Here is a 12,809-nt window from a genome sequence, read left to right on the forward strand (position 1 = left end):
TAATGGGCTAGAAAAGATGTTCACTTAAGTAGGTGCGATGAGGCGTTGACTGCCGCGAGGACAAGCAGAGCCGTAATTAAACTGCTGTTTACAGACAGCTGCCTCGGCAATCACGGCCCCTTCCCGCGCCTCACTCTATTCGTTTAGGGGGGTCAGGACTCCTCGGATTCCTTGTCCCCCATATCTATCACCTGCTCAACCAGCTCCCCCCGGGTGATGAGGATTTCTTTCGGGGTGCCTGAACGACTGGCAGATGGCTCGTCAGAGATCAATATCGGCAGGTAGTAGATGCAACGCCCGCCAATCATCACAAAGTCGAGGCCGTCTCGCCGATCAAGCTCCAGTGCAATTCGATTGGACGTCGCAATGAAGGTGACCAAGAAGCCCGAGGGTTCAGAGAAATCGTTGCAATAGCGTGCGACCTGATGCAACCCGGACGCGATCTTGCGTACCACCGAGCTTCGAGTTGAGCTGGCCGCAATGTATTTGGCATCAATAACCAGCTTACGGCCGTCGCTGTTAGTCAATACCAGATCAACCTCGCCGCTGGCAGAGGCCTGCTCCACAACGAAGTCGACGCCTTGTCCAAGGATGTAGTCGTAGAGGTCAACGGCAAGCGCCCGCTCACCGGTCTTCCCTTCCAATCCGTTTTCCGCATAGTCCCGCAGGCGCTGATTGTAGAACCACTCGCAGCGCTGCTTGTACTTGAGCAGCACTGCGTATATTGCGGAATCGGAGTCCAGTCGCTCATCCAGATACTCAAACAAACCATCCAGTGCTACGTTCCGAATAGCTTCGATGGAGTCGTCGATGTTTTGGACTTGCTCGCGGAGCACAAAGCCTGCAAGGAGACCAAGTCCCCGCTGAATCGCCCGATAATCTAATTCAGTTAACGCTGCTACCGCCTGCACGATGTGAAGGCATATGGCGGCGTGCCCCTCGAACGTTGTGGCGTCGTAGCCACGCTCGACTTCCTCGACTGGTTCTCGGCGCAGGACTTTAAAAATGTCCTCGACCTCAACTCCCGCACTCGTTTCGACGTCTCGCAATCGGCTTAGGTGCATCGAGGTCAACGCATGGTTCTGCAACCAGCCAAGCAGCTGATGACAAGCCTCAGGCATGAGGTTAGCCGGGCAGGTCTGAGGCCAACGAAAACGACTTTTGAGCACGTAGCGGGTTCTTTGAACGAGTAGAGGATCCATCTCAGCGCTCCAGGCTCTTTAGCATACGGATGATTTTCTTCTGAGCTCTATGAACGGAGCTCATATGATCCAAAAGATGAATGGTGCAGTAGCATCCACGGCAGACAACGTAATCCCTGCGACGGATTTCACCGAGCTTCACGGTGGTTTGCAAGTGGCAACGCGGGCACGGAATGGACGTCCTGATTCGATCAAGATTGGGTATGTTCACCTTGATGGAAATCGTCAGCATACTCAGCGCACTCCGTTATCGTTTATGGAAAAGAAGCTCCGACGGACAGCCATCTTTCCCGACGGGTAAGGCGGTCAAAACAGAGCGCACTGAACTCACTGAGAGGGCCTTAGCAAGGCAGGCTCGCCAACAGAGCCCTCGGGCTCTCTTGTCTCATATCTGATATGCAAATCCACCACCTCCCCGACAACCCGCTCGCCAGACAAAAAATTCTTTTCTTGGTAATCGGATGGCCCGTACTGCAGAAAATGTTTTTCCGGCAAAAGGAGTGGCGCATAAACGAAATCCTTTTTTTGCCCGCTCTCCTCACTCAAGGGGATGACGAGCTGATATTGAAAGTTTCCATACTGGAAGATCAATTGGTACTGGAATACGGCCTCCCGATAGCGCTCCTTTGCTCGCGCGAGTAAGCACATGATCCTGTTTGGGTTGACGGGCCCGCTGATCATCCACTCGATGACGGGTACAGCACCGCTAAACGCCGGAGCGTGGTCTTTGCTCAGCAACCATTCTTTCAGCCCTGCAAATTTGGCATGGTCGGCAGCAGGCATCACCGCCAAGGCTATTTTCACCAAGGACTTATGAATCGCGGTTGGGTAATAAGGCTGTCGCGCCAAGGGTAATTTAAGCCGATTTTCTCCCTCTACCTTCAGGGCGTTCAAACCCTCCTTGCCCTGCGACCAGATTTTTAAGTTGGACTGGTCGGAAGCGGAAACCCGGAAATCTTTGTCTTTATAAACTGGAATCCCGCTCCTCCCCCTCGTTCTCTGGAATGAACGGTGAGGATGCGTGTAGTTTGCAAAGCTGTTTTCAAAATGGTCACCAAAATGGTGATTACAGCGATCGCATTCCAGCAAATCTATGACGGTTTTGTTCCCGAGAAATATCGGGATAGCATGCGACTGCTCCTTGAAGGTCGTTGAGGACGCGTCTTCCCCACAGTACCTGCAGATCCTAGGCTGCCCCTGCCCCAAGTAAATTTTGTCCTGTGTAGGCGAGACTATGCTGACCACCCGGAACTCATACCTTTGCGAAAACGCCTGTAATCTATTCCTGTTGAGGCCTAAAAACTTTTCTATCATCCGCCAACCCCACGCTTGCAATCGCTATTCAAGATTTTAACCTCCCCGAGGCGCATCCCTCTGGAATTTAAAAGTCACGAACCTCGCTCTAGTACTGCGCTCGATTGGAGCTCGAACGGTCTCAACCAAGCCCTAGATCTCTCATACAGGTTTAGTAGGAGACGGTGACCAAGCGCATCGCCCGGAGCTCAAACGGCTTTCACTGCACGATCGACTTCGGCACCTGACGTAGGCTCGACCGCCCGTTGATTTGTGATACCGAAAGGGATGTGAACGGAGGGTGCAACTGCGCTCGCAGACTTGAGATGGCCTGACTGGTCATCAAAGAAAATGTGTGGCTTCAGCACACCAAGAATCTTGCCTTTGTCGATGCCTCCGAGGAAAAACGCATCGTTGGCCATGACACCCCAACTCTTCAAGGTGTTCAACGCGCGTTCGTGCGAGGGGGCATTGCGGGCAGTGACGATGGAGACACGGATCCGGTTCTTGTAATCGGGATTTAGTTTCTTATGCGCCTCCTCCACAGATTGAATTTTCGACATGCGCACCATGAACTCTTTCAGCGGCCCGGGGTTATGAGGCTCCATGACGTTCTTTACTTCGTAGGCGTGAAACTCCGTCAACCCGGAAGATTGCATGACGGTCTCAGCCTCATCGCCTGCGAGCACGCCGTCAAAGTCGAACGCGATCCGAAGTGTCTTGTCCGCTTCGTCATCGTTGAACTTCGAGTCCAACACCTGGCCGGCTGGATGTCCCGCTTTTATAGCGGCCTCAACATCGGATTTGTTACCCGACAAAAATAACGCGATGTTCAGAGCGGGGATGTACTCATGCGGCGATTTGCCCTGCATGAAAATGGCGCGCGTCATCCCAAGTCCATAGTGCTCGATGGTCTTCATCACCCGCATCCCGGTGTCGGGGTCATTTCTGGAAAGAAGCACCACCTCAACAAGTGGATCGGATGGGTCTGCGCTTAGATCATTGAGTGAGAGCAAGCGCTTAATGAATGGATAGGCGATTCCCTTGGCAAGCGGATTATCAAGGTTCTTCTCTTGAAATTTTCGGTATTCTTCTTCCCCTTGGCTCTTGAAAACAGCGTCCGATTCGAGCAGATCAAAAACGGCGCTGGAAGCGACGCCGATTACCAAGCGGTTGTCTAACTCATACGGCATTCAACATATCCTTTAATATCCGGCGGGCGTGAATGAGACCCCAAGCATCCTGCGCGAGGAAAGGCCTTTTCACAACTATGCGATAGTCGTCATTGCTACCCTGCCCCATGATGCCTTCTGACTGGCATGACGGTATGGTGCGGTATCTAATCAAGGATGAACCATGGCCACTCCCATCACCAATCACATTCAGAAACATCTGGCGGTACTGATCGATGCAGATAACGCGCCTGCAGCGATCGTCGAAGGCTTGTTCGAGGAGATTGCCAAATACGGTGTAGCCAGCGTCAAGAGAATCTATGGTGACTGGACTGTAGTGGTTTTTGGTGTATACGGTTGGGTAATTACGCTGTTCAACGACTGCGACTCTCTTGACTACTGCGCAGCGCCGGATGGACGCAGTGGGAGCTTTGAGAGCTGGAGTAGATTCGGCACAGATCCAGTCAGCTCTCTGAGTGTTTGAGAGTATCAGCAGCTACAAGGGTTAGTCGCGACGCTCTAAACACCACTAGGCAGGCAGCTAACCGCGTCTAAAGTACCAGCGCCCTATACTATGTCGGAAACACAATCATGGAGGATTAAAGCGCCGGAGGCTCCCAGCCATTGAAGTGCTTCAACGCGTCCAAGTCCCCGATCAACTCCTTCGCTTGAGTCAACCGCTCCATGACGACAATCCGCTCCTCACAGCCGAGCTTTTGCGCGGATCGCTCAATATCGTCAAAGAAGGCCCTAATGCTGTTCACCTTTGCCCAAGTCTGAATCACAGTCTCTAGCCGATCGCGGCTATCCTGGATCAACTTGAGTCGACGTTTTTCCTCTTCTTGTCTCTGCCTCGCCTCCATTTCCAGCTTGTGCCTCTGCCACTCGAGCTCCCTCCTCTCCCGCTCAATTTCGACTTTATTGGCAAGTACGGGGGTCTCGGCAATCAAGAGCTTTACGATTCCGGGAATTTTGCTGACCAAATCGCCAGGCTGGTCTTCGCTCCAGCGGTGAATCCACTCCGCTCGGTAGTAAGGGGAATAAACCTGAAGGCAGAGGCGGCCGCTGGGCATGTCAGCACTCATTACCCACCCTTTGGGATAGGGAGAGCGACGTTGGCTGGCTGGAAGCGAACTCAGCCGAACGTACTCCTTGTCTGCATGCTTGACCTGCACGTACTCACTGATCTCGTAGATGGTCAATCCAAAAACTATGGTTCCAATGTAAACCACCGTGGGACGTTGCGGCTGCCAGAGTGCGGGGTGAATGTACCTCGTTGAAGCCTTTTCGCGATTATCAACTGACTCGCGATTCATATGTGTGGCAGGATCAGACAGCGCCACAGCAAGCCCTTCTTTCATCAGCGCCAAATACAACTGATTGGCAAAGTCGACGGCATGGTCGAGACCCGTGCGACTGACAATCACATCAGCCATGGCGCGCTTTGTCGGCCTTAGATAGCCGTTCTCACTTTCCCGTACTTTCCTAAAATGTTCCTCGACGCTCAGTAGCAGTGGGTGTCGGCGAGGCAGTGCCGCACTGGTCAAAGCCACCTTACGGCTCGTTTTCTGAGGTTCCTTTGGCAAAGACCGGAAACCCTTAATGGGCGCGCCATTGCGACTCCAGGCAATGAGCGCACCGGGTCGAGTTTCAGGCAACACCGGGGGAGTTTTACCCTTTCCTACCGCGACCTGAGCCCAGTACCCCACCGGCGGACGAGGGATATCCAAGTGAGTAAACACTCGAGCAAGGTAGCTCGAAGACACCCCATATCGCTCCGCAATTTTGGTCATGGGTTTCGACCAGGCTTGCTCGTACAGCGACTCTCTTGTCACGACGTCTTCGGACGAATCATCGGGGTGGGTGTCTGGTATATATTCCATGGGTTAGCGCTTAAAGAAAGGTGGCTTTGACTAAACACCCTAGCTCAAGCGGTATGACGATCCAGGGTTGAGACCGTGCTGGATCATCATGGATGACCGTACCCCACTGGCCATTTATCTCATCCAACACCGTCACGACCTTTTCCGTAGCTGGCAAAGGTTAAGCAGGAGCACCTCAGCTTTGCTGTATTTGAATCCTAACCGGAAAACCCGACCCACCTCACCCACGCTGTTTTTGTCATCAAACCCATGTCATCCCTTGGGTGCAAGCAACTGGCGTTACATAGACGCTAGAATCCGAGCATCAAGCAAAGCGTGTACACCCACGCATCCCACGAGAGCCAGGCATGAATTACATAGAGCTGATACAGCATCAAGCCGAGCAGATCTTTGGCAACAAAAATAAAGCAAACGCATGGCTGAATCAGCCGAAAACAACTCTGGGTGACCGATCGCCTTTGGAGCTCGCTCACGATGAAGCAGGATATCTACTGATCATGGATGCGCTTGAGCGAATCAACCACGGGTACTCCGCCTAATGATCGCCTTTGACCTCAATCAAAACGACAGCGAAGCCCTTCGCCACCACGTTGAATCGTTCAACCGCAACTCAGGCGACGCTCGCGAGGACGCTCGATTGCGGGATGCTTTGCTCGAATTGCGCACTGCTCTGGCGGCGCACCTCGAAGATTCCGGTGCTCCAGGATTCGTGGCATCAGTACCACATGCATCCAATTCTGTTCGGATACTTATCGTCGTCGGCGATAGGTGGCCGCCGCAGTTATGGAGAGCGTGCCACCTCTTATCCGTCTAAATGTCGCCATGGTGCTAATCACAGTGGAATAGCAGGAAATAAGGAGAAAAATAGATCACGCCTGATCATCTCCCCCACATTAAAAATGTTACTCGCAAAGCCTGTAAAACCGTCCAGCTAGTTGGGCAACAGTCCGACTATGGTTTTGGGCACAGAGGCAGATGGCAGTCAATGAGTACCATCCTCACCGAGGTTGTAATTGCCTTTTGATATTATTCAATGAACATGACGCCAGCAGCTTAATGGTGCTGCTTGTTCACAGCTCTGGGAAAGGCAGTATGGTGATCCTCCACCCTAGTCCTGCGATCAGCCCAGCACTAAGCCATAGGTGATACCTCAGAAGTATTGCGGGCGTGACCAAGCGATCGGGAATGTGCAATGCCAGCAAGCAGACGGACATCTCAAATGGTTGCGCGGAAGCACTTTGATCGTTACCAGGCTGTGGCTGGCGCTACCGGGACGACGACTAAAAACTGCTAGGGCACCGATCGGTATATCTTGGGACTCCTGGCTTACCTTCCAGCAGATCTCAATAACCGGTACGCTGGAAACAGTAATTTTCTCAAACGCGGCAAAGCGGTTTCTGACGCTTCTCTCAGCATGGATGCATTAATGAAATTCTATCGAGTAGATCCTGTCCTAGCCATTGCTCCTACTTTGGCTGAAACAATCTCTGATTTTTCGTTACCCGGGCTGACTGAAAAACTTCGACCACAGGACTGCTTGGTAAGCGCCCGATGGGACGCCACCTCTCAAGTTGGACGTGTCGAAGCATTGGGCGTGGTAATGGGATTGGCCGCTGATCGAAGCTCGGCAAAAGTGCGTTGGCGCGCAGCAGAGATTACACTCAGACCAAATCCTGGCGGCAGGCAATTCTGGAAAAAAGAAAAGGGTTGGTTCTGTTTTGCAGCCGATGTCGTGATTCGCTATGCGCTACCCGATTTGCATGCCGAATATTTTCCTGACTTGAGCGGGTTCAATTTCCCGGCACCTCCGGCACCCATGGCACGAATGGCGACACCGTCCACCGTTGCGACGCCTGGTTTTGTTTACGTGATCCGCTCAGACCACGGGTTCAAGATCGGCAAAACCGTAAACATGAAAAACCGCACTCGCCTTTTTGAAGTCAAACTGCCCTTCCCCATCAGTATCGAGCATTACGCCTGGTTCGATGACTACAGCCACGCTGAGCGAAGCTTTCACTCGACGTATCACGCCAAGCGGCTTGAAGGTGAATGGTTTGATCTCAGTCCCGCAGATCTCGCGCACATCAAAACCCAAGGCCAAGCCGTGTCTGTGGCTGGCTTGTAAAACCCCATGACGAAAGATTTTAGGTTGTCTCGCTCATATCTTGCGTTTGAACACGGAATCACGCCAAGACTCAGCTCTTTCGGTAGTTGCTCAATCGCAATGAGCGCGCCGTTGTCAGAGATGATCCTGTTGTCGTTCAGCACCGCATAGGACGGAAACTAGATGAGAGCCTCCTTATCAAATTCGTAAATCAGGGTTCGCGCTGGCATTTCCCGTGAGTGCAGGTTTTCAATCAACTGCGCCGCTTGGGCGGCCTCCTTGGACAATGCATCGCAAGCCGCGTAGTGCGGCTTCGTTCCCTTTCCTCGAATCAGAAACGGCACCTGACAACCTCTTTGATGCGATTGAATATCGATAATGGGATCGCGTCGGTCAGCAAGCGGTCGACGCGATGCTAGGACTGACCGTCAGGCTCAAAGCGGCCGGCTTGAAAACTGAGGGAATGGAGGACCATATCGAAAAATCTGCGTTCATTATTTCCAGAGAACTGGCTATTTTGTTAGACGGCCAGTCGAGTATCACTGTTAATGAAAAAACAATCTCTGCGAGTATTGAACAAAACCGAGCGATGCTCGAGTCGACGATGCCTCCTCTCCCAGAGAAGTCAGCATTAGATGTCTCGAATGGGACAACACCGACCGATCAATAGACAGTTACCTCAACTCCTTAGCTGAACGCTTGCTGGTAGACATGCCCACGAAGGAGGAAACACTTCGCCTCCCTGCCCGACCTACCAAGGGCCTCTGGACACGTATCCCCTACCCGGAGTCTTTTTCGAGGGTTTGTAATCGCATTTGGGGAACAGTGAACAGGACTGGAATCGACCGTAGCGCCCTGGGCGCCATATGATCACACCCTGCTTGCATCCTGGGCATATCGGCCCCTGAGCAGCGGGCGCCGCAGGAGGTTTCTCCAGGGACTTACCGTCACTGTCCAATACCCTGAGCGCCCCATACTCCAAAAGCTCATCAAGAAAAGGCGATCGCTTTCCCCTCACGGTAAACATGGCGACCGATCGGCGTGCACGGGTCAGCGCGACATAGAACAACCGTCGCTCTTCACTCAGAAGGTAAGAGTCACCCTGGGGCATGACCAGGCCAAAAAGTGGATCATCGACCTTCTGGTTTGGGAAGCCGCGCAAGACCATGCCTGGAAGGATCACATAGTCCGCCTCGTCTCCCTTGGACGTATGCACCGTCTTGAACCTTAATGATATGCGATCCCCGAACCTGCGATGCCACTCCTCGGGCAAGTACTTGGAATCAGCTCTGTAACGCCCCAGGATGAAGACGTTTACTTTCCCACCCCGCCCTGAGGGCACTTCACCCAGCGCTATCTGCTGGTAGAGTCGTTCAATATATTTCCCGATGGCAGCAGCTACCTCATACCTGCTGGCAGCCTCAAATGCTTCAAGTGATGGGCCAATTGGCTCGGTGACCGACGTGACGTTTTTCGATAATTGCGCGGGGTTTTTGGAAACAAATTGGCTCGACACGTCGCATATTCGCTGCGGGCACCGGAAGGTGGTCTCCAGTCGTAAAACCTGACCATGGCCGTACCAATCTTCAAAGCCGGTCATGACAGATACGTCTGCGCCGGCAAATCGATTGATGGATTGCCAATCATCTCCGACGGCGAACAGATGCCGGCCAGGCTTTGCGACCAGCGCTCGGCATAACCTAGCGCGGGCTCGTGATGCATCCTGGTACTCATCCGCCATGACCAACTCATAGGGTGAATCATGGCCTTTCTCAAGGCACGCAGCGGCCTGATTGATCATGTCCTCGAAGTCGATTCCTCCCGCCTCCACCAGGGCCGCGTTCCAGCCACTGATGACCGGCATCACAAGATCGATGAACATGCTGTAACGGATTCTGAAAGCGTTTACCGGCAAACTGCTTACACGCTCGCGCAAATCGGCTTCAGTCGAGCAATTGCTCTTGAAGTGGTTGATGAAAGTACGCATCAACCCGATCAAATCACTCTGTTTGATCGGCTCAAGCCCCGTAAGCGGGATAGGTCGATCAGGGTTAGGGTCTAGGACAACACCCCGAGAAGTTAGCTCTTTTGCCAGATGCTCGAATACCTCACTCGAACTCATCTGGTGGGATTGGGTTTCGATTAGCGCCGTCTTCTTTGCGCTATGGATAGCACGCTTCCAAGCGACGCCACTGAGGTAGTCCTTAAATTCAGCAGGGGGCTGACCATCTGCATTCAAAGCGAAATGTTCGTGGTAGAGGCTAATCTCCGGATAATAAAAATCGGGGAAATACTGGCGATGCTCTGCAGTTGCAGTGGGGTGTTCATACTCGCGCTCATAGCGATACTCGACCCCATTGTAGAAAAGCCAATTGGCGATGACGCATTCTTCCTGGCTGGCGACTTCCTCACCCATCAGCGTAATCAGCCTACCTTCGCCCTCCTCGTTTCTGGTGTCGAAGAGCCTATCGACACCTTTGGATGGAATGTCTCGTCCAAACACTAAGCGAAATAGATCCCACCGAGTGCGGTAAGCCTTCGACTGATCTTTGAGGTCGTCGACAATCTGCGAAAGCTTTTCTATGGCCAGCTTTTCTTTCCTAGCCCACGCGGGAACATGCGGCACACGCCCGGTCGCTGCGCCGATAATCTTCAGACCCAACGCATGAAAAGTCATTGCGGGGATTTCTACCTTCGCTTGGCCCAGCCGCTCAAGCGAGGCGTTAGCGCGAGCCTGCAACTCCGCTGCGGCATCTTTGTTGAATGCCAACATGATGATCGACTCGGGCGCAATGAGATTTCGATGCATCGCATAAATTGCCTTGGCGACCATTGTGGACGTTTTTCCAGAACCCGCAGAGGCGATCACCTGAACCCGGTTATCAAAGCATACAACCGCGCGGGATTGTTCTAAGGTCAAAGGCTTGCTCTCCACGTTGCCAAGCAGCTCCTGACAGCTCTCAATCTCCGACGCCATGTGAAGCTGGTTGCGCTGTCGCCACGTCTCAAGCCAGTTCGATGCCCACCGAACAATATCCTCCTCGACCGCGCTGACCACGTCACCAAGATGTGAGCGTACTTCAGGGGTATGCAGCAACTGAGTCAACTCATCGACCTCAATGCTCAATTCAGGCTTGGAGCGTAGGAGGTATTGTTGGTTTTCATGGGTTAACCACCGATATGCCTGATCTGCCGACGCCACCGTACTGTCGACAAGCGCAAGCCACTGACTGATCTTGGCGTAGTAGCTCTCGAAACGTTGACAGCGAGAGATCTTGAGGAGGTCGCTCACCGTCTGCTTTAGATCGAGCCGGCGCGAATTAGGCAGCCCCCCTACTCGGAGGTCTTGGTCAGCGAGCAAGACCAGCTCAGACCAGAACACGCCTCGTTTTATTTTTACTCGCGGTAGATCCTCGGGGTAGATCTCCAAGCGACGTCCTGGCGCGGTCAGCACCAGTCGGTTGTCTGCGTCCAGGTGCAACATCCAAGCTGAGGATCGGGTCACTAACCGTCCCAATAATGATGGCGTCCACTCCTTGGTCATAAGCGCTCCTGTACGGCAAATCAGGGCATTCTAACGCAGGGCGCTATCTGTATCTCCAGGAGCTTACTCTTAGGAAAGAAATTTCCTACGAGTAACGCTCCTCCATCCCATACGCACAGTAACTGTCGAGCCTAACTCTTAGAACCTGAGTACCAACCGATCGCTTCAGCGCAGTGCCTTCCAATCGATGCGCGAGGAATTGATCGCAAACACCAGCCTGCGATTGAATATCCCCACCCATGAGTAACTGGGCGAAAGGCAGCATCGGTGAGCGTAGTGAGCTGCGTAGCAAGGTGGCTCTGGCTGTATGGGCTAGACGTCGAAATCGAGCTTCTACTCCGTGTTGAGTTGCTCAAAATTCTGCCGTGCGATTGGTGAGGTAAAGAGACCGGCCATGTGCTTTCCGGCAACCCCTTTTGCTGGGTCGTTGACCCGAACGACGGCACCAGTGACTTCTTGAAAGGCCTTAAAGACTCGGCCATATCTGTCGGCTTGCTCCGTGACAGCCAACCTGTGCTCGGTGTGGTGCATGTACCGGTCACACCTTCAGGTATCTCAGACTGTGTAACCTGGGCCGAAGGTATGGATCACCTGCTAAGAAATGGCGACTGCATCGTCGTAGACCTCTCATTCCCGGCGTTGCGTGACCGTCTTGTATCAATTGGCGTTGGAGTTGGAGTTGGTACCTCAAGTGTCACCGAAGGCGCAGTCGTATCTGCAGATACCCCGCCTCCACTACGTTAAGCTGAGTGAATTCATAGTCCAAAAACAGCTTCACTGTATGCACTCTTCTGCGTTTGTCACTTAGCTCTCGAAATCCCGGGCTTTGCCATCTGCCAGAGGGTTCTCGTCGTATGCTGCGCTAGCAAGATCTAACAGAATCGACCTAGCGTGGTGAGTTATGGCATTCATTTCCGTTGCTGCCGTGATGTAGCCTATGACAGCGGCAAAACGATAAAGGGCTTCGGCTGCAGTCTTGGCGGTGCTGATCGAGTCAATACGAATCATCGCTCGATTCATTGCTTCCAAGCATCTCGATTGTGTCCATGTACATTACTTTGGCTTAGGTTCGAGGAGAGTTTTTTATCAGAAGTAACGCTAGCAGCTATCATATCCAGAATAAGGTTCAGCATTTCGTCCAGTCCAAATAGGTTACTTTTCTCGCGGCCTAGTCATACCGAGGGCACTACGAATAAATTCATCAGTTGAAGATCCTAGCACTTCACCAACATACCAGCAGCCCTTAACCTGCCTAAAAGAAATCCACAATCCTACAACAGCCCCATCATCTCTCTCTAGCAAATAAGAACGATTGTCATATATTTCACCCTTAACCTCTTTAGTACCCAAATGCACCTTGTACATCGGCTTCCCATCGAGCCACTTCACATAAGCTGCTTCACTATTGGTCAGAAGACGAGCCTCCCCCTCTGCCCAAGGGATAGAATGCCCAGAAAACGTTTGTACCCAGCATCCATTAGCAAAACCTGACTGCATGCACCTGACGTACTCCGCCTCAAACTTATCCTTATTTTCGATCAACTCAGTCGCTTGACAAAAATTTGAAAATACCGCAATCGCCCATAAGACAATTTTTTTCACAATCACACC

At 52.5% G+C, this 12,809-nt stretch carries 10 protein-coding genes and 1 pseudogene; 4 read left to right on the top strand and 7 right to left on the bottom strand.

The annotated features are described in order from the left end of the window. Positions 1–152: 152 nt before the first annotated feature. The 3 genes from AC1ME2_RS04785 to AC1ME2_RS04795 form a co-directional block, all read right to left on the bottom strand. The gene (locus tag AC1ME2_RS04785; RefSeq protein ID WP_480439658.1) at positions 153–1,202 is read right to left on the bottom strand and encodes a hypothetical protein; all 1,050 of its coding nucleotides are present in this window, start codon (positions 1,200–1,202) and stop codon (positions 153–155) included. A gap of 327 nt (positions 1,203–1,529) precedes the next feature. Further along, on the bottom strand, positions 1,530–2,516 hold the full coding sequence (locus AC1ME2_RS04790; protein WP_447108071.1) for an HNH endonuclease: 987 nt from the start codon (positions 2,514–2,516) through the stop codon (positions 1,530–1,532). Between the two features lie 188 nt (positions 2,517–2,704). Then, complete coding sequence (locus AC1ME2_RS04795; protein ID WP_447108072.1) at positions 2,705–3,688, bottom strand: 5'-nucleotidase; 984 nt, start codon at positions 3,686–3,688, stop codon at positions 2,705–2,707. A 163-nt stretch (positions 3,689–3,851) separates the two neighbouring features. Between AC1ME2_RS04795 and AC1ME2_RS04800 the strand changes: the two genes are divergently transcribed. Further along, on the top strand, positions 3,852–4,151 hold the full coding sequence (locus tag AC1ME2_RS04800) for a DUF7693 family protein (protein WP_447108073.1): 300 nt from the start codon (positions 3,852–3,854) through the stop codon (positions 4,149–4,151). A gap of 115 nt (positions 4,152–4,266) precedes the next feature. Here the strand turns inward: AC1ME2_RS04800 and AC1ME2_RS04805 are convergent, their stop codons facing one another. Beyond that, positions 4,267–5,103 (bottom strand): hypothetical protein, encoded by an 837-nt coding sequence (locus tag AC1ME2_RS04805; RefSeq protein ID WP_480439661.1) that lies wholly within the window; start codon positions 5,101–5,103, stop codon positions 4,267–4,269. Positions 5,104–5,897: 794 nt separating this feature from the next. Here AC1ME2_RS04805 and AC1ME2_RS04810 point away from each other — a divergent pair. Further along, positions 5,898–6,089, top strand: coding sequence for an antitoxin Xre/MbcA/ParS toxin-binding domain-containing protein (locus AC1ME2_RS04810; protein ID WP_480439662.1), 192 nt, complete (start codon positions 5,898–5,900; stop codon positions 6,087–6,089). Between the two features lie 887 nt (positions 6,090–6,976). Further along, positions 6,977–7,675, top strand: coding sequence for a GIY-YIG nuclease family protein (locus tag AC1ME2_RS04815; RefSeq protein WP_480439663.1), 699 nt, complete (start codon positions 6,977–6,979; stop codon positions 7,673–7,675). A 730-nt stretch (positions 7,676–8,405) separates the two neighbouring features. Here AC1ME2_RS04815 and AC1ME2_RS04820 read toward each other — a convergent pair. Beyond that, entirely contained in the window at positions 8,406–11,198 is a 2,793-nt protein-coding gene (locus tag AC1ME2_RS04820) for a UvrD-helicase domain-containing protein (protein WP_480439665.1), read from the bottom strand. Between the two features lie 312 nt (positions 11,199–11,510). Here AC1ME2_RS04820 and AC1ME2_RS04825 point away from each other — a divergent pair. Next, positions 11,511–11,828 (top strand): annotated as a pseudogene (locus AC1ME2_RS04825) (inositol monophosphatase family protein); the annotation flags it as partial. Positions 11,829–12,002: 174 nt separating this feature from the next. Here the strand turns inward: AC1ME2_RS04825 and AC1ME2_RS04830 are convergent. Together AC1ME2_RS04830 and AC1ME2_RS04835 are read right to left on the bottom strand one after the other, a co-directional pair. Further along, a complete protein-coding gene (locus AC1ME2_RS04830; RefSeq protein WP_480439666.1) occupies positions 12,003–12,206 on the bottom strand; it encodes a hypothetical protein in 204 nt (67 codons plus the stop codon). Positions 12,207–12,350: 144 nt separating this feature from the next. Further along, entirely contained in the window at positions 12,351–12,800 is a 450-nt protein-coding gene (locus tag AC1ME2_RS04835; protein ID WP_480439667.1) for a hypothetical protein, read from the bottom strand. Positions 12,801–12,809: the final 9 nt, after the last annotated feature.

The organism is Pseudomonas sp. ASL9 (assembly GCF_056680335.1).

Excerpts from the sequence above, each read along its gene's own strand:
- AC1ME2_RS04785 (WP_480439658.1), bottom strand. The coding sequence starts at position 1,202 with ATGGATCCTCTACTCGTTCAAAGAACCCGCTACGTGCTCAAAAGTCGT.
- AC1ME2_RS04790 (WP_447108071.1), bottom strand. The coding sequence starts at position 2,516 with ATGATAGAAAAGTTTTTAGGCCTCAACAGGAATAGATTACAGGCGTTT.
- AC1ME2_RS04795 (WP_447108072.1), bottom strand. The coding sequence starts at position 3,688 with ATGCCGTATGAGTTAGACAACCGCTTGGTAATCGGCGTCGCTTCCAGC.
- AC1ME2_RS04800 (WP_447108073.1), top strand. The coding sequence starts at position 3,852 with ATGGCCACTCCCATCACCAATCACATTCAGAAACATCTGGCGGTACTG.
- AC1ME2_RS04805 (WP_480439661.1), bottom strand. The coding sequence starts at position 5,103 with ATGGCTGATGTGATTGTCAGTCGCACGGGTCTCGACCATGCCGTCGAC.
- AC1ME2_RS04810 (WP_480439662.1), top strand. The coding sequence starts at position 5,898 with ATGAATTACATAGAGCTGATACAGCATCAAGCCGAGCAGATCTTTGGC.
- AC1ME2_RS04815 (WP_480439663.1), top strand. The coding sequence starts at position 6,977 with ATGAAATTCTATCGAGTAGATCCTGTCCTAGCCATTGCTCCTACTTTG.
- AC1ME2_RS04820 (WP_480439665.1), bottom strand. The coding sequence starts at position 11,198 with ATGACCAAGGAGTGGACGCCATCATTATTGGGACGGTTAGTGACCCGA.
- AC1ME2_RS04830 (WP_480439666.1), bottom strand. The coding sequence starts at position 12,206 with ATGATTCGTATTGACTCGATCAGCACCGCCAAGACTGCAGCCGAAGCC.